Source organism: Cytophaga sp. (assembly GCF_051961495.1).
Lineage (GTDB): Bacteria > Bacteroidota > Bacteroidia > Cytophagales > Cytophagaceae > Cytophaga.
The window spans coordinates 1-19420 of the sequence record NZ_JBQCDF010000099.1 but is presented as its reverse complement, the minus strand read 5'-3'; the positions used below and the strand labels follow the sequence as shown (position 1 = coordinate 19420).

12 protein-coding genes are annotated in these 19420 nt (G+C 39.8%); all 12 read left to right on the top strand.

What is annotated here, in order from left to right:
- Positions 1-39: 39 nt before the first annotated feature.
- The gene (dnaG, locus tag ACTHJT_RS04610) at positions 40-1998 is read left to right on the top strand and encodes a DNA primase (protein WP_440236682.1); all 1959 of its coding nucleotides are present in this window, start codon (positions 40-42) and stop codon (positions 1996-1998) included.
- 24 nt (positions 1999-2022) lie between these two features.
- A complete protein-coding gene (locus tag ACTHJT_RS04605; protein WP_440236680.1) occupies positions 2023-3147 on the top strand; it encodes a glycosyltransferase family 4 protein in 1125 nt (374 codons plus the stop codon).
- Positions 3148-3151: 4 nt separating this feature from the next.
- Positions 3152-4348: a glycosyltransferase gene (locus ACTHJT_RS04600; protein ID WP_440236679.1), complete on the top strand. Its 1197-nt coding sequence runs from the start codon at positions 3152-3154 to the stop codon at positions 4346-4348.
- Positions 4349-4373: 25 nt separating this feature from the next.
- Positions 4374-5558: a glycosyltransferase gene (locus ACTHJT_RS04595; protein WP_440236677.1), complete on the top strand. Its 1185-nt coding sequence runs from the start codon at positions 4374-4376 to the stop codon at positions 5556-5558.
- 6 nt (positions 5559-5564) lie between these two features.
- Entirely contained in the window at positions 5565-6782 is a 1218-nt protein-coding gene (locus ACTHJT_RS04590; protein WP_440236676.1) for a bifunctional 3,4-dihydroxy-2-butanone-4-phosphate synthase/GTP cyclohydrolase II, read from the top strand.
- A 33-nt stretch (positions 6783-6815) separates the two neighbouring features.
- The gene (gene surE, locus ACTHJT_RS04585; RefSeq protein ID WP_440236674.1) at positions 6816-7592 is read left to right on the top strand and encodes a 5'/3'-nucleotidase SurE; all 777 of its coding nucleotides are present in this window, start codon (positions 6816-6818) and stop codon (positions 7590-7592) included.
- Between the two features lie 293 nt (positions 7593-7885).
- Positions 7886-8314, top strand: coding sequence for a TerB family tellurite resistance protein (locus ACTHJT_RS04580; RefSeq protein ID WP_440236673.1), 429 nt, complete (start codon positions 7886-7888; stop codon positions 8312-8314).
- Between the two features lie 148 nt (positions 8315-8462).
- Complete coding sequence (guaA, locus tag ACTHJT_RS04575; protein ID WP_440236671.1) at positions 8463-9992, top strand: glutamine-hydrolyzing GMP synthase; 1530 nt, start codon at positions 8463-8465, stop codon at positions 9990-9992.
- Between the two features lies 1 nt (position 9993).
- Entirely contained in the window at positions 9994-11694 is a 1701-nt protein-coding gene (locus ACTHJT_RS04570; protein WP_440236670.1) for a hypothetical protein, read from the top strand.
- Positions 11691-12983 (top strand): glutamate-1-semialdehyde 2,1-aminomutase, encoded by a 1293-nt coding sequence (gene hemL, locus ACTHJT_RS04565; protein ID WP_440236669.1) that lies wholly within the window; start codon positions 11691-11693, stop codon positions 12981-12983. Before ACTHJT_RS04570 ends, hemL begins: the two co-directional genes overlap by 4 nt.
- Before the next feature lie 71 nt (positions 12984-13054).
- On the top strand, positions 13055-13861 hold the full coding sequence (gene proC, locus ACTHJT_RS04560; RefSeq protein ID WP_440236668.1) for a pyrroline-5-carboxylate reductase: 807 nt from the start codon (positions 13055-13057) through the stop codon (positions 13859-13861).
- A gap of 215 nt (positions 13862-14076) precedes the next feature.
- The coding region (locus tag ACTHJT_RS04555; RefSeq protein WP_440236667.1) for an immunoglobulin domain-containing protein at positions 14077-19420 on the top strand (5344 nt) is incomplete at its 3' end.

Below are 19420 nucleotides of genomic sequence, written 5' to 3'. Positions count from 1 at the left end.
AAGTGCAAAATAGTTTTACTCTAAAATCATAATAAAGCAGTGCGTTTAACAAAAGATACAATTGATCAGATTCACCAGGCCATCGATGTTGTCGAAGTGATCAGTGATTTCGTTTCTTTAAAACGTAAAGGTCATTATTATACGGGCTGTTGTCCGTTCCACAATGAAAAGACACCTTCTTTTACGGTAACTCCGGCAAAAGGAATTTATAAATGTTTTGGTTGTGGTAAAGGCGGGGATGCCATCCAGTTTGTTATGGAGCATGAAGGTGCTTCCTATGTTGAAGCCATGGCTTATATGGCTAAAAAATACAACATAGAAATTAAAGAAGAAGAACTTTCAGAAGGCCAGAATTTAGAACAGACCGAGAAGGATTCCATGCTGGTTGTTACCAACTATGCCAGTCAGTACTACATAGACCAGTTGTGGAACTCCGAAGATGGCAAAGCCATAGGACTAAGCTACTTCAAAGAACGGGGATTCAGGGAAGAAACCATTAAGAAGTTTGAGTTGGGATATAGCCATGACCAATGGGATGGCTTTACAGCAGACGCCATTGCAAAAGGATATAAAGTAGAATTTTTAACAAAAACAGGTCTCTCTATTGAGCGTGACAACGCCAATGATGGTAGCCAGAAAAAATATTTTGACCGTTTCAGAGGTCGGGTAATGTTCCCGATTCACAACGTGGCGGGCCGTGTTACTGCTTTTGGTGCACGTATTTTAAAGACAGACAAAACCCAGGCAAAATATCTCAATTCGATAGAATCAGCGATTTATCACAAGAGCAAAATTCTATACGGATTGTTTCAGGCAAAACAGGCAATCCGAAAAGAAGAGGAATGTCTGCTGGTTGAAGGGTATACAGATGTTATTTCATTACACCAATCCGGTGTGGAGAATGTGGTTGCCTCAAGCGGAACATCTTTAACGGAAGATCAGATTAAACTGATAAAACGCTATACTCCGAATATTACAATTTTGTATGATGGCGACGCGGCCGGTTTAAAAGCCTCTTTACGTGGAGTTGACCTGATCCTGCAGCAGGATATGAACGTGTCTATCGTTGTTTTCCCGGAAGGAGAAGACCCGGATAGTTACGTGCAGAAAATTGGTCCGACGAGTTTTAAAGAATATATAAAAAAGCACAAACGTGATTTTATATCGTTTAAAACCGAAATCAGTTTAAAGGAAATTGGCAGCGATCCGATCAAACGGGCAGATGTAATCAAGGATATTGTTGAAAGTATTTCAAAGGTTCCGGATGCGATAAAACGTTCTGTATTTTTTAGAGAGTGCAGCAAATTACTTGAAATTGATGAGCAGATCCTGATTTCAGAATACAATAAAAAAGCAATCCAGAAAGGGCAGCAGGAATCAAAGAAGTGGGAAACCGATAGAAACGCTCATCAGGAGCTTCCGCCGATTCAGGAAATTGAATTGCCTGATGATATTGTAAAACTTAGCCTGGAAGAAGAGACACTTAAAATGCATGAGCGGGATATGATGAAATACCTGCTCAACTTCGCTGCATCCAGCATGGAAGAGAATTTGCCACTATCGGATTATTTAATTCATGAACTTCAGGATGTTGAATTTAAAAATCCGGCTTACGATTATATATTTAAACATATTATTCTGTTAAGGCAGCAGGGTGAGCAAGTATTTCATACCTATTTTATACAGCAGGATCAGCCGCAATATGTTCGGGATGCCGCTATTGATCTGTTGTCTACTAAATTTCATGTAAGTGAAAACTGGGAGAAATTCCAGATAGATATACCTAAAGAAGAGCAGGTATTAAACACTGTAGTGCCAAGAACCGTATTAAGACTTAAGCGTGCGGTGCTTAGATGTATGATCGAGGATAATATGAAATTGATGGTCTCCAATAGCAGTGATACTGAAATAGATGAACTTCTATTGATCCATTCCCAATTGAAATCTATTTTGGGAGAAATTGACAAGACTCTTGGTACTGTAATACCTAAGTTGTAATTTGTATGTTAAACTGAAAGAGAATTGAATATAGCTGTAAATACACGTTTGTTATTAGAAGACCGACTTGAAGGTATCGGCTGGTTTACGTACGAGACATTAAAGCGTATAACCCAGAATAATCCGCAGCATACGTTTCATTTTTTCTTTGACAGGCCTTACAGCGACAAATTTATATTTGGTAAGAATGTAGTGCCTCATGTGCTGGTTCCGCAATCCAGGCATCCGATTCTCTGGCACATGTTTTTTGAATGGAGCATACCATTTATGCTGAAGAAAGTAAAAGCAGATGCCTTTATTTCACCGGACGGATATATTTGCAAGTCAACAAATGTAAAGACCCTGAATGTGATTCATGATATTAATTTTGAACACCGGCCAAAGGATCTACCTGCGTCCATCGCGAAGTATTATAAAAAGAACATGCCTAAATTTGCCAGAAAGGCTACCCGCCTGGCAACGGTTTCTCAATTTTCGAAAGAAGATATTGCACAAACATATACCATTCCTTTAGAAAAAATTGATGTGGTATACAACGGTTGTAATGATTTGTTTAAACCGATCAGCGAAGCAGACAGCGTAAAAGTACGTTATAAGTATGCCGCCGGCAGACAATTCTTCCTGTATATTGGCTCTATGCATCCCCGAAAGAATATTTTAAATCTGATGCGGGCATTTGATGTATTCAAAAAAATGACCAGCTGCGACATGAAATTATTATTGATTGGTAATGCCATGTGGAGCAATAAAGATATTCAGTCATTATATCATACCTTAATTTACAGACATGACATCCATTTTTTAGGACACGTAAAAACACCGGAACTGGCTAAGATTATGGCTTCAGCCAATGCCTTGACATTTGTTCCGTATTTTGAAGGTTTTGGCATCCCGTTACTGGAAGCCATGAACTGTGAAGTGCCGATTATTACTTCCAATACTACTTCTCTTCCTGAAGTAGCAGGCCAGGCGGCTTTGTTTGTTAATCCTGATTCTGCAGATGCTATTGCAAATGCCATGATCCAGATATACAAAGTGCCGCATATCAGAGAAAAACTGCTTGAAGCTGCACGTATTCAGCGTCAGAAATTCTCCTGGGATAAAACAGCAGAGTTACTTTGGGCAAGCTTTGAAAAAATGATGGCATAAATCCATGGATTCCCCTTTACGAATTTTACAACTTACCAACAGAATTCCTTTCCCTTTAACTGATGGTGGCAATATCGCTTCATATCATGTTACTTATTATTTAAATAAAGCAGGGCATAAGGTTACACTCGCTTCCCTGAATACAAAAAAGCATCACCAGGATCCTGCTCCTTTACAATCTATAGCTGAAGTGGTAAGTGTTGATATTGATACATCTATAAAGCCTCTTGGATTGTTTCTGGGAGTTTTTTCGAAAATGCCTTACAATGTCAAGCGTTTTAAGTCTGCCGAATTTGAAGAAGCTTTAATAAGACTTCTTACAGAAAACACGTTCGATATCATTCAGTTGGAAGGTAGTTATATGGCCTTGTACCTTCCTGTATTACGCCAGCATTCATCCGCTAAAATAGTGCTCCGCTCACATAATATTGAGCATGAGATCTGGCAGCGCATGGCACTTAATGAAATAAACCCGCTGAAAAAATGGTATTTCAATTTATTGTCTGAAAAGATCAGACAATTTGAAAATACTACCATGCATGGTGTGGATGCTATTGCAGCGATCACATCCCGTGACAAGGAATATTATCAGCAACAAGGTTTTAAAGGAGAATTAGTCACAATCAATGCCGGCGCAAATCTCAGTAAGTTTCAACCTGATTTCTGTAAAACAACAACCGGAACGCTTTGCTTTCTGGCTGGAATGGATTGGATGCCAAATCAACAGGGATTGGATTGGTTTTTAGATACAGTCTGGCCGGAGGTGAAAAACAATGTTCCGGAGATCAGATTGCATATTGCCGGCAAGGCAATGCCTGAAAAGTATTACTATCTCGATGATCCATCCGTTGAAATCCATGGATTGGTGCCTGATGCTGTAGAATACCTGCAGAAGTATGAGATTTTCATTGTACCTTTGCTTTCCGGTGGCGGAATGAGGCTGAAAGTTGTGGAAGGGATGGCAGTGGGTAAATGTATACTGTCTACAACGGTTGGTGCTGAAGGAGTTGAATATTCCAACAAGAAAAATATAGTCATTGCTGATACTCCTCAGGAATGGATCGCAGCGATTATTTCATTATTAAAAGATCCTCAGATTACTCAATCCATTGGCCAGGAAGCAGCAAAACTGGCAATGGAAAAATACAATTGGGAAAATTTAGTAGATAACCTCATTTCATTATACCGACGATTAAATTAATACAGTAATTGTTTCTCAATAGTTAATGCTTCTACTGCTTGTTCTTCAGATTCTTTTTTGGCTTGCCATTTTTCTGGTATTTCATAGTTATGTATTGTTTCCTAAAATTCTCGAAATACTAGGCCGGAAGAAAAAGCAAAATCAATATATCTGGGATTTGACTGACGGGGATTTACCGGAAGTAGACATCCTGATGGCCGTTTATAATGAAGAGAAAGTGATTGAACAAAAGATCATTTCTTTGTTTGAAACCAATTATCCCCTTGAAAAAATTCATGTATACATAGGCTCAGATGCTTCAACGGATCAAACGGATGCTATTGTAAAGAGCATGATGCTGAAGTTTCCGCAGATCAAGCTTATCCGATATAACCGTACAGGCAAAAGCGGCATCATCAATCAGCTGTATAAAGAATCAGGTTCAGATATTATTGTTTTAACGGATGCGAATGTATTCTTTGAAATTGATACAATTTATCATTTAACAAAGCATTATAAAAATAAACAGATCGGTTTAATAGGCGGAAATATCGTTAATCCTGATTTTAAGAAAACCGGTATTTCCTTTCAGGAAAAAAAATACCTGGAGCGTGAAAATCGTATTAAATATCTCGAAGGGATTTCCATGGGTGCTATGATCGGTGCTTTTGGTGGTTGCTATTCTATCCGCCGGGAACTCTATGTTGAGATTCCGCCTAAGTGTCTGGTCGATGATTTCTTTATTGCCATGCAGGTATTACGCAAGGGGAAGAAAACCATTAATGAATTGAGCGCGATTTGTACCGAAGATGTATCCAATAAAATTTCAGAAGAATTCAGGCGCAAAGTGCGGATATCGGCAGGAAATTTTCAGAATCTGTTTACGTTTTTAGATTTGTTATTACCGTTCAGATTTGGGATTGCATTTTGCTTTGTTTCACACAAAGTTATACGTTGGATTACACCATTCTTATTAATAGGTCTTTTTATACTGAACTTATTGCTACTGCCTTTGGGTTATAAGATTTATATGCTTACCCTGGCCGGCCAGATCTGTGCCATGCTGGGCGTGCTGGTAGATAGACTGTTTAAAAAAATAGGATTGCATTCACGCTTACTGCGTTTTATAACTCATTTTTACACCATGAATTTTGCGTTGCTTGTAGGCTTTGTAAATTATTCCCGGGGTGTAAAAACGACAACATGGAAGCCTACAGAAAGAAATCAATAATCGATTATGGAAGAAATAAAATTAGATTCAATCGCAGATGCTATTGAAGCCATTCGTAAGGGAGAGGTAATCATTGTTGTTGATGATGAAGATAGAGAAAATGAAGGTGATTTTGTTTGTGCGGCAGAATGTATAACTCCGGAGATCATCAACTTCATGTCGAAGGAAGGCCGGGGCTTGATTTGCGCGCCGCTTTCTGAAGCGCGTTGTGCAGAACTGAAGCTGGACCTGATGGTTGGTAGCAACACAGCTACGCATGAAACACCCTTTACCGTTTCCGTTGATTTATTAGGTAATGGATGTACAACAGGGATTTCGGCTTCAGACCGTTCCAAAACAATTCAGGCATTGGTAGATCCTAATACGAAGCCTGAAGATTTAGGCCGGCCTGGTCATATCTTTCCGCTGAAAGCAAAAGACGAAGGTGTATTAAGAAGGGTGGGACATACAGAAGCCGCCGTGGATCTGGCAAGGCTGGCTGGTTTTAAACCGGCAGGAGTATTAATCGAAATCATGAGTGAAGACGGCAGCATGGCCCGCTTACCTGAATTGAAGAAGATTGCAACAAAGTTCAATCTGAAATTAATTTCCATCAAAGATTTAATTGAATATAGATTAGCAAACGAAAGTCTTGTCAAACGGGAGATTGGTGTGGACATGCCAACAAATCTCGGCGACTTTGACCTGATTGCATACCGGCAAATAAGCACGGGTGAATTGCATCTGGCTTTAATTAAAGGTACGTGGGAAAAGGATGAGCCGGTATTGGTTCGTGTACACTCTTCTTGCGTAACAGGCGATATATTCGGGTCGTGCAGATGCGATTGCGGTCCGCAGTTGCATAAATCTATGGACATGATTCAGCAGGCAGGCAAAGGTGTACTTCTTTACATGAACCAGGAAGGCAGGGGCATTGGTTTGCTCAATAAGTTGAAGGCGTATAAGCTTCAGGAACAGGGTAGAGATACCGTTGAAGCGAACTTAGAACTTGGTTTCAAAATGGATCAGCGCGACTACGGTACAGGTGCGCAGATTCTGCGTGATCTGCAGATTTCAAAATTAAAGCTGATTACAAATAACCCGGTTAAACGCGCTGCACTATCAGGTTATGGACTGGAAATTACAGAGACTGTACCTATTGAAATAGCTTCAAATCCTCATAATCTCCGTTATCTTCAGACAAAGAGAGATAAGATGGGGCATACCATATTAAAGAAAGACTGATTTATAACGATCAGTCATTAATAAAACAGCATTATGTCTAAGCCATTAATATTAGTTTGTAATGATGACGGGATTTTTTCAGTCGGCATCAGAACATTGATTGAAGTAATGACCGAATTGGGCGAGGTAGTGGTGGTTGCACCAGACTCCCCGCAGTCGGGCATGGGGCATGCCATTACGATCGGCGATACATTACGTCTGGAAACGAGCGACCTGTTTCCCGGGATTCAGGCATATGAATGTTCAGGTACTCCGGCAGATTGTGTGAAACTAGCCAAGCATCATGTATTAAAAGGGCGCAAGCCTGATCTGGTAGTAAGCGGAATCAATCACGGAAGCAACTCTTCTATTAGTGTATTATACTCAGGTACTATGTCTGCAGCCATTGAAGCAGCTCTTGAGGGATTGCCTGCAATCGGTTTTTCATTGTGTGATTACGATGCCCATGCAGATTTTTCACACGTGAAAAAATATGTGAAGCAAATTGCGCAGGAAGTCCTTACCAATGGTTTGGCGAAAGGTATAACATTGAATGTTAACTTTCCGCCAGCGGGAAATGGTCCACTGAAAGGAATTAAAATCTGCCGCCAGGCGCATGCCCGTTGGGAGGAGAAGTTTGATGAGCGTTTTGATCCGTATGGCCGCAGGTATTTCTGGATGGCCGGAAGTTTTGAAAATAAAGATAAGGGAGAAGATACAGATGAATGGGCACTATCCAATGGATATGTATCTGTGGTGCCGTGTACCTATGATTTAACAGCCCATACGATTATCGGCCAGTTGAATCAGGATTGGAAACTGAATTCCTGAACGGATGCATTTCACCATATAGAAGAGGCCCGGCAGCAATGTCGGGTCTCTTCGCTTTTAATAAGGCTTATATTGTATTATTTTAAGTTTGGTCATAAATCTATTAATAGGATTATTTTTATAATTAAAATTTTTTCAGTTTTTTTTATTGTATTTAAATATCTGTTTTTTAATTAATTGAATATATGCTTTTTCTAATGAATGGTATTTTGTTTATAATATTTTTATATTTTTAATTTGCTATTAATTGAATTATATCTACCTTTGTATCGAAACAAAAACAAAAGAAAACCATGTTGACACTTTTTGCTACAAAAAAAACAAAAGCACATAAAAGTCACATAATGAACTTAGTGCAACTAGCTAAAGCTGATGGAAAGATCTCTAAATCTGAGTCTGGTCTATTAGTAAAAATTGGAGAAAGAAACGGAGTATCAGCAGAAGAAGTATTTGAAATGGTAGATGCTTCCGACGACTTTTTCTATAAAAAACCTGAAAATGACGAACAGAGATTCGATCAATTATATGATTTAGTGGAAATGATGCGTATTGACGGCGAAGTAAGCCCGAAAGAAGTACAATACACCATCGAAATAGCTGAAAAAATGGGTATCCGTAAGGCAGTAGCCTGGATATTGGTTCAGGCCCTAGTAGAAGGCTTAGCAATCGGTAAATCAAAAAAATCATTAAAAAGAGCAGCTTCTGAGTATCTCTTCATATAATTTTTTGGTTTGAGTTTAATTAATTAAGGGTTGGAAGTTTACTTTCAGCCCTTTTTTATTACCTGTCTTTCCTTGTTTTCAAGGATTTATTTATTGACATGTAACATAAATCCATGGAAAAAAAGGCTGGTATTTATAACTTTGCAGCATGACTGAAAAAATATTAATCTTAGATTTTGGATCTCAATATACTCAGCTGATTGCCAGAAGAGTGAGAGAATTAAATGTGTATTGTGAAATTCATCCGTATAATAAGGCTCCTCAATTGGATCCATCTGTAAAAGGAGTTATTCTTTCAGGCAGTCCTTGTTCCGTTCGGGAAGAAAATGCACCGGATATTGATTTGACTCAATTCAGAGGCAAGCTCCCTTTGCTGGGTGTTTGTTATGGCGCGCAATTGATTGCCCATAAATCAGGCGGTGTTGTTAAGCCATCTTCCATACGTGAGTACGGCAGAGCCATCCTGAATAATGTTCATACATCCGATGATCTTTTTAAAGAAATCTTGCCCGATTCTCAGGTATGGATGTCTCACGGAGATACCATCGTTGAAATTCCATCCAATTTTGAAATCCTGAGTAGTACAGAAACTGTTCGGGTTGCAGCATATAAAGTAAAAGGTGAAACTACGTTTGGGATTCAGTTCCACCCCGAAGTAACACATTCTCTTCAAGGGAAAGAATTGCTAAGAAATTTCGTTGTACATATTTGCGGTTGTTCCCAGGACTGGACTCCGGATGCGTTTGTTGAAACGACGATCAGTGAATTGAAAAATAAAATCGGTTCAGACAAAGTTGTACTTGGTCTATCGGGCGGCGTGGATTCATCTGTTGCAGCCGTTTTGATTCATAAATCAATCGGGCCCAACCAGACTTGTATTTTTGTTGATAATGGTCTGTTGAGAAAGAATGAATACGAAGAAGTTTTAAATTCATATAAACATATGGGTTTAAATGTAATCGGCGTTGATGCTAAAAAACAATTCTATAGCGCGTTAGACGGACTAAGTGATCCGGAAGCTAAACGTAAAGCAATTGGAAAAGAATTTATAGAAGTGTTTGATCAGGAATCTCATAAGATTGCCAATGTAAAATGGCTGGGGCAGGGGACAATTTACCCGGATATTATTGAATCCGTTTCAGTTAAAGGTCCTTCGGCAACAATCAAGTCGCATCACAATGTTGGTGGATTACCGGAAAAAATGAAGTTGAAAGTGGTTGAGCCATTGAATACCTTATTTAAAGATGAGGTGAGAAGAGTGGGACGTACGCTGGGCATTGATGATGTTATTCTTAAAAGACATCCATTCCCGGGGCCGGGTTTAGCCATTCGTATCCTTGGCGATATCACTGCCGAAAAGGTCGCGATTCTTCAGGAAGTAGATTATATATTCATTTCCCGTTTGAAGGAAAAGGGATTATATGATCAGGTATGGCAGGCAGGCGCAATTCTGCTGCCGGTTAAATCTGTTGGTGTAATGGGAGATGAAAGAACATATGAAAATGTAGTAGCGCTTCGCGCAGTTAGCAGTACAGATGGAATGACCGCAGACTGGATACATTTGCCATATGAATTTCTGGCTGATATTTCGAATGAAATCATAAACCGAGTGAAAGGTGTTAACAGAGTTGTATATGATATAAGCTCTAAACCACCTGCAACGATTGAATGGGAATAATATGAAATTGAAAGCGGTTTTATTGCTTGTCGGAGTTTTTCAATCTTTGATTTCGTTTTCGCAGCAAAGCTGGAAAGAAGATTATAACAGAGCAAAGCAGGTATATCAGATGCAGAAATATGAAATTGCAATGGAGTATTTCTTGCCGGTTACCTCTCCGGATCCTTCCAACGCATACACATCCTATGCCCAGTATTATTATTCTTTGTCGGCTTATAAAGCCGGAAAGTATAATGAGGCGCGGCAAATGCTGTTGCAGCTGCTGAACCGTGATCCGCAATGGAAGCAAAAAAACGAAGCTGAATATTTATTGGCGCTGGTTTATTTTGGTATGAAGCAATACCGTACATCAATAGATGCGTTGTCTATTATTAATGGAATGGAAATTACCATTACTGAATTTAAACAGGCGAATTACCCAACCATTAATCCGGTTGATACCTTAATTAAACTGCAACGAATTTATTCTACCGATAAAGAACTTGCAAAAGCACTGTTCAACAAGCTGGCAGCAGCACCTGTAGGTTCAAAGAATAATATGTTATATGAATACCTCGCACAGGAGTTTAAGTTTAGCAAACAAAGCAGGGCAGTAGAGTATGTTAAAAAAGCTGTATATAATGTTGCAGTTATTTTTCCGATGAACCTGAATGAAAATCTAACCGATCATACAAAGAACAGTTATATCGATGATATGTACCAGGGAATTCTTACGGCTGTTGATTCGCTTAAGAAAACAGGACTGAATATTTCGTTGCATGTATACGATGTGGATCGTGACGTAAACAAAATACAAACTATTATTTCATATCCTGAACTTAAAACCATGGATCTGATTATTGGTCCCTTGTATCCGTCATTGATTCCTTATGTAACCGTATTCGGAGAGCAGAATAATATACCCGTCATCAATCCCATATCACTGAATTCAAATATTATTGAGAACACAACGAGGACATTGCTATTTCAGCCTACGCTTGAATCGATTGCCGGGCAAACATCTTCGTTTGCAAAGAGTAAATTTGTTTACCGCAAGAATGATGCAAAAGATGATGATACAAAGGCAAAAACAGATGTAGTGATTCTTTATACATCTGATGTTAAGGATTCCCTACTGGCAGCGTACTACAGAGATTCAGTCCGGATAAAAGGTTTTACGGTTTCAAAGTTTGTATTGATTAACAAAACGAATATTGCAACAATCAATAAAATGTTCACTGATGAAATTTCACTGAATAAGGTGAGCCATATTTTTGTAGCATCAAGTGAACCGGCTCTGGCTTCAAACATTGTGAGTGCCTTAGAGATTACCCGTCTTAATATTCCGGTAATTACTAAAAGTGAATGGCTGGATATTAATAACCAAACGTATGAACAGTTTGAACGCAGACAAATCTATTTTATCTATCCTGATTTTTATGCGTTCTATACAGACTCTTATAAATTATTTAAAGAAGCTTATATCAGACAATACAATATTTATCCATCAAAATATAGTGTTTTAGGTTATGAGCTTATGACTCTCGTAGGAAATAATATGCAGCTTGCCGGTACAGGGTATTTTGATCTGATGAGAAAAACACGCGTGCAAAAAGGCCATTTTATGACCGGGTTTGATTTTAGCCGTTCGGCCTGCAATAATTATGTTCCTGTATATTATTTCAGTAATCTGAAATTAACATTAGCTAATCCCATTGAATGAAAACAGTAAAAAGTTCTGAGCTTTTTTCAAAAGCAAAAGAATATATACCCGGCGGAGTAAATTCTCCGGTACGCGCATTTAGAGCCGTAGGTGGAAATCCACTGTTTATTAAACGTGCGAAAGGAGCTTATTTATTTGATGAAGATGATAACCAATTCATCGAACTGATAAATTCCTGGGGGCCAATGATCCTAGGTCATGCTAATGAACTAATAGAAAAATCAGTTCGTGAGGCATTGTCCGATTCCCTTTCATTCGGAGCACCTTCGCGCAAAGAAGTTGAAATGGCTGAATTGATTGTGGATATGGTTCCATCTGTAGAAATGGTTCGTATGGTTAATTCAGGAACAGAAGCAACTATGTCGGCTATTCGTGTAGCAAGAGGATTTACCGGCAGAGAAAAAATTATAAAATTTGAAGGTTGTTATCACGGACATGGGGATTCATTTTTGATAGCGGCGGGTAGCGGTGCTGTTACCATGGGCGTACCTGATAGTCCGGGCGTTCCTCAAGGTGTGGCAAACGATACATTAACGGCTCCATATAATAGTATCGAAGCTGTTAAGCTTTTGGTGGAGAAGAATAAAAATAAAATAGCCGCCATTATTGTAGAACCTGTAGCCGGTAATATGGGTTGCGTGTTACCTAAACCTGGATTTCTTGAAGGTTTAAGAAAGATCTGTGACGAAGAAAATATCGTGTTGATTTTTGATGAAGTAATGACGGGGTTCAGACTTTCAGCTTCAGGTGCCCAGGGCGCATTAGGCGTGCAGGCAGACATAACCACGTTAGGAAAAATTATCGGTGGTGGTATGCCGGTTGGTGCCTATGGAGGTAAAAAAGAAATCATGCAGAAAGTATCTCCGGCTGGGCCAATATACCAGGCAGGAACTTTATCCGGAAATCCGATTGCAATGTCTGCTGGTTTAGCAATACTGAAGCATCTAAACGAAAATCCTGATATTTATAACCAGTTATCCAGACAAACTGATTATTTAGTAAAAGGATTAAAAAAGGCGAATAACCTGTTAGGCCTTGATTATACCTTCAATCACATTGGGTCAATGTTTACGATGTTTTTTACCAATACTTCAGTAGAGGATTTTGAAACAGCTAAACAATCCGATCTGAAAAAATTTGCTGAATACTTCCAGGCAATGTTGTCAAGAGGTGTATACATGGCCCCCTCTCAGTTTGAGAGTTTATTTATTTCAACGGCTATTTCAACAGAGTTGGCAGACCGGATAATTTCTGCTCATACGGAAAGTATGAGACAAATTCACAATTAAGCTTATTGAGTACTTTTGAGGCGCAGGCCATACACTGTTCTATATATATCATTGTTTAAATAAAGACGAATATGAAGATTGCAATTTTAGGTGGCGGAAATATGGGGATGACATATGCGAAAGCATTTGTGAGTAGAAAAATTGTTTTGAAAGAAGATTTATTGATCGTTGAAAAACATGATGAAAAGAGAGAGCAGCTTAAAATGGAAGGTATTGCTTCTTTGTCTGCTGATATAGATGAATCCATCCAGAAATATGATATTGTAATCGTTGCTGTAAAGCCTCAGGATTTCAGAATTCTTTCAGAAAAATTAAAGAATTATCTAGTGGAAGGTCAGATGATCTTATCCATCATGGCAGGTATTCAGATCTCACAAATTCAGGATCTGTTAAGTCATAAAAATGTTGTACGTGCCATGCCGAATACTCCGGCACAACTGGGTTTTGGCATTACGGCATTTACCGTAGCCAAAGATGCTTCGTTTGAAAATATCAGTGTTGTAGATATGTTGCTTGAAACTACCGGCAAAGCAATCTTTATGAAAGATGAAAGCATGCTTGATGCAGTGACTGCATTAAGTGGTAGCGGCCCGGCGTATTTTTATTACATCGTCCAGCATATGATTGAAGCTGGTAAACAAATGGGAATGGATGAAAATGTCGCCGGCATGCTGGTCAAAGAAACCATGATGGGTGCATTTCAGATTCTGAATCATTCGAAACTGACCATCGACGAATTGATTGCCATGGTTGCTTCAAAAGGTGGAACTACAGAAGCTGCATTGAACACTTTTAAAAAGAGAGAAGTTGGCGAGCATATCATTGAGGCTTTGAAAAGTGCAGAAAAAAGAGCTAAAGAATTGTCTGGGGGCGCATAGCCCCATTTTTAATTCAATATTTTATATATTTCAACAACCTTTAAGGCCGTTTTTCGTTTGAATGGGAATGAAGATTTTATTAAAATCTAAAACCATTGCTAATGAGATATTTATACGGTAGACTAACTCTCTGTTTATTTATTTTACTGTCGATGTCTGCTGCTGGGCAGACATTTCAACTGGCGAAGAGAGTTGCTGGTGTGGGATAGGATCAATTGCAGGATATTGCAACGGATGTATCTGACAATTTTTACGCGCTTGGATATTTTACAAATCAGATCACAGATCCCGTTACTATTACAACTTCCAGCACAATCACGAAAACATTCTTATTGAAATATGATGCTTCCGGAACGCTAAGCTGGAATAAAGGAATTTATTCTTCGGGTAGTGGCAGCGTAAAAAGTTATAGAGTTGCAGTTGACAATGCAGGCAACGTTTTTATTGCAGGTTCCTTGTATGGTTCAACCATTTATTTTAATGGCTTTTCAGTACCGTCTTCTTTCAATGGTCCGAATGTACTTACTCCCGATGGTTTTATTGCGAAGTATTCCAGCACAGGAGCATTCCTATGGGTAAGAGCCATTGGTTCTACTGCTAACAGTGATGAGATATTAGATATGGCACTTGATGCAAATGGTGATGTATATGTTACCGGATACATCGCAGCAGACGCAAGTGTATATGGAAAAGATAACGGTGGTACACAGGCTACAACCGGAACAATTACAACCCAGGGGGGGGCTGTTGGGTTACTTGATGTTGTTGTTGCGAAATTTGCGAATGACGGTACATACCAGTGGGGATTCACAGTTGGTAGTACTGGGGGAGCTGAGAAAGGTACTGCGATTACTACAGATGCAAGCAATAATGTATATGTAGCCGGTCAGTTATTTAATACAATGGACTTTGATCCCGGCGCTGCAACAGTTACGTTGACGGAGGTGTCACCTCAGGGAAGCGGGGATGCATTTATTGCAAAGTATACGACAGCAGGTATTTTTACAAATGTCGGTCAAATATCAGGTGCAAGTGTTGAGCTGGTGAACCGTATGCATGTAGGAGCCTCCGGCGCATTAAATGTTGCCGGTACATTTACCGGTTTTATTGATGCAGATCCAAGAAGCGCCAATACGCAAAATTTGACCGCCGCCGGTACAGGTAAAGATATTCTTTTTGCCAAGTATGATTTAACAACGTTTGCTCCGGTATTCGCTCAGAAAATGGGAGCTTCTAATTCAGATGATGAAGCGATCGGCATTCGTTCAAATTCAAGCGGAGACTGCTACCTAACAGGATATTTTAGTGGTTCAGGAGTAAACTTCAACCCTGCGGGTACTGCTCTGAATCTTTCAAGTACAGGAGGGAAAGATGCATTTATTTCTAAATATAACGCAACAGGCGTAAATACCTGGGGTTTCAGTGTAGGTAGTGCTACAGATGATCAGGGAACTTCAATGGATTTTAACTCTGCTGGTTTTGCTTATGCAGGTGGTTTTTATACCGGCAGCATAGGAGATTTTGATCCGGGAGCAGGAAGCTCTACGCTTGGAAACTTAGGATTGGAAGATACTTATTGGTCCAAATATCAGGAGTGTAATTCAGTGCCTGTCATCAGTACACAGCCTGCATCTAAGACTATCTGTGCAGGTACCACGCTTAATCTATCTATCGTTGCAACAGGAAGCGCTCTTACCTATCAATGGAAAAAGGGAGGCGTTGCTCTTACAGATGGAGGGACTGTTTCAGGTGCTACCACAGCTAACTTATCTATTACTTCGGTAGTCGCGGGTGATGCCGGTACGTATACCTGTGTGGTGAGTTCTTGCGGAAATAATGTTACATCCGGGAATGCCGTCGTTACTATCAATCAACCACCATCCATTACAACACAACCGGTTTCATCGTCAATTTGTACCGGAAGTAATACTTCTTTTTCGGTTTCCGCAACAGGAACATTACTGACTTATCAATGGAAATTAGATGGTGTTAATATTTCAAACAATGCTGTATACGGAGGAGCGAATGCAGCAACACTAAACCTTGTTGCCCCGACAACCGCACATCAGGGAACTTATACTGTAGATATTACAGGTACATGTTCTCCGGTTGTGACAAGCAATGGCGTAACATTAACAGTAGGTTCAGGAATTACAATCACGACCAATCCAACCAATAAAACTGCTTGTTTAGGTGGAACTACTTCTTTTTCTGTAGCAGCTACAGGTTCAGGCCTGAGCTATAAATGGCAAAAGAATGGCGTTGATATGTCAGATGGAGGAAGTATAAGTGGTGCGTCAACCAATACACTAACGATCACAGGTGTAATTGCAGGAGATGCAACCAATTATAAGTGTGTAATAACAGGTACTTGCGGAACAGCTACATCTACGGCTGCAACATTAACCATAACCTCTTCACCGGTAATAACATCTCAACCAGTTGCATCCCAAAGTATATGTGCAGGATTAAATGCATCATTTTCTGTAGTTGCTACAGGAGCTGTTTCTTATCAATGGAAAAAAAATGGAGTTGATTTAACGAATACCGGTAACATCAGCGGGGCACTTTCAGCTTCATTACTGGTCTCCTCCATAACAGCTGCAGATGCAGGAACATATAGCTGTGTTGTTACGGGCGCATGTAGTCCGGCTGCGACTTCCAATAATGCAGTACTTACTATCAATACACTTCCGGCAATAACAACACAACCTGCAGCGAGTACAATATGTTCAGGAGCTAATGCATCATTTTCAATTACGGCTACTGGTACGGGTATTACTTATCAATGGAAAAAGAATGGTGTTGATGTTGTAAATAGCAGCAATGTATTTGGAGCAACCAGTAGTTCATTAACTATAACGGGTGTTGCTGTCAGCGATGCCGGTAATTATACCTGCGTTGTTTCAGGTGCTTGTTTACCTGCAGTAACATCCAACATTGCAGCTCTTACCGTAAATTCTACAGCAGCAATATCTTCTAATCCGCTTGCTGCTACAGTATGTGCCGGTCAAACAGCATCTTTCACTTTGGGTACCACAGGAAGCGGTATCACTTATCAATGGAAAAAGGGAGGAGTTGCCATAACAGATGGTGGCAATATCAGCGGTGCATTAACTTCCGTATTAACAATTACCGGAACTACTTCCGGTGACGCAGGTAGTTATTCATGTACAATTAATAATGCCTGTTCAGGAGTATTGAATTCTACTGCCGCGACCTTGACAGTAAGGGATCTTCCGGCCATTACTATACAACCAAGCGATGTTACGATCTGCGGTTCTGCGAATGTTAATTTTACAATTGCTGCAACTGGTACAGGTATTACTTATCAATGGAAAAAAGGCGGCGTAGCGTTGACAGATGGCGGAGCAATTTCCGGCGCCACTACAGCAAGCTTATCAATCAGCCCGGCAGTGGCTGCCGATGCCGGAGCATACACATGTACAGTTTCAGGTTCATGTACACCAGCAGTTACATCCAATACAGCAAATCTGGCAGTAGGATCAGTTGCTACTATTACAAGCCAGCCATCTGATAAAACGGCGTGTATCGGATCTACAGTTACCCTTTCTATCGTCGTAAGCGGAACCGGGATTTCGTATCAATGGCAGAAAAACGGAGTTGATCTGGTAAATGATTCAAGAATCAGTGGTGTCACTACAGCTTCATTAAGCATATCAAATATTGTTGCTTCTGATGCTGACACATATACATGTAAAACAGGCAATACCTGCAGTGGATTTATTGTTTCTTCTACCGCTACTATTACGGTGAATACATTACCTGTAATAAATACACAACCTTCAAACGTATCAGTATGTACCGGTACTCCAGCAAACTTTTCTGTTTCTGCTTCAGGTACAGGCCTTACATATTTATGGAAGAAAGATGGTGTGATCTTATCTAATGGAGCAAACATTACTGGTGCAACAACAAATACCCTGACTATTCTTTCTGCTTCAGTAAGCGATGATGGTACATATACTTGTGAAGTAAGCGGAACATGTACACCTAAGGCTATTTCAAACGGCGCAACACTGAGTGTTGGAGCAAGTACCACAATTGTTTCTCAACCTACTTCGAAATCTGTATGTTCAGGCAATGCTACTGTTTTTGTTTGTAATGCAACAGGCGGTGCTATTACTTATCAATGGCAAAAAGATGGTATTGATCTTGTTGATGGAGCTAATATTTCGGGATCGACAACCGGTACACTTACTGTAAGTAATGCTTCTGCAGCAGATGCCGGTTCTTACCAATGCATCGTGAGCAGTTTGTGCTCAAGTACAATCAATTCTGCGGCAGCAACATTAACGGTTAACACATCAACAAGTATCTCATCTCAACCTGCAGATGTAACGGTTTGTGCAGGTAGTCCCGCATCTTTTTCAGTTACTGCATCAGGAAGTAGCCTGGGATATCAATGGAAATTGAATGGGAATCCAATATCAGGCGCTACGAACGCTTCATACTCTATAACTGCTACAGCAATATCAGATGCCGGATCTTATACATGTGACCTTACAAGTTTATGTAATCTTGTAACTACCTCTGCCGCAACGTTGGTTGTAAATTCATCCATCTCTATTGTGTCTGAACCAGGTGCTATAAGTGCATGTACAGGAGATAACATTACGCTTGCGGTTACCATGTCCGGCGCAGTAACAACTTATCAATGGCAAAAAGATGGAATTGATCTGGTAGATGGAGGTAATATAGCAGGTGCTACAACAAGTTCGCTTGCAATTAATAGCCTGGCATCGTCAGATGAAGCAAATTATACATGTGTTATGACTGCTATCTGCGGTGGAACAATAACTACTAGCGGTGCGCAGGTAACGCTTTCAACCGCTCCGGTGATTGCGTCTCAACCGGCAAGTCAATTGGTTTGTACCGGCCAAACATTGGTATTGGCACTTACAGTTACCAATCCCACGGGAGTTATTTATCAATGGCAAAAAGATGGAGTTGATTTGAGTGATGGTGGAACAATTTCAGGGGCAACAACAGCTACCCTTACAATTACTTCAGTTACCAACGCAGATGCCGGAAATTATTTATGTAAGGCATCAACCAGTTGTTCGACACCAACAATAAGTAATACAGCTGTTGTTACAACTACAACCTCTTCAACCATTACTAAGCAACCTATTTCAGCGGATGTTTGCAGAACGCAATCGGTTTTATTTGTTATTAATATACCAGGTGCAGGAATTACCTACCAATGGCAGTTTGCCCCGAATGGGTCAACAATATTTACTGACCTGGCAAATGGTGGTAAGTATAGTGGTGTTAATACGAACAGTTTAACGACATTGAATGTAGACAATACAGAAGTAGGGAATTATAGATGCAAGGTAACGGAAAACTGCGGTGCTGTTCAGTATTCTGCACCAGCGTCAATCGTGATTAATTCTCCGACTATTATTCAGCATCCATTCTCACAATCTATCTGTACAGGGCAATTTGCTAAATTTACGATTGGTGCAATCGGAGATAATTTAGTGTATCAATGGTATAAAGATGGTGTCGCAGTAGTTAATAACGCTAAAATAT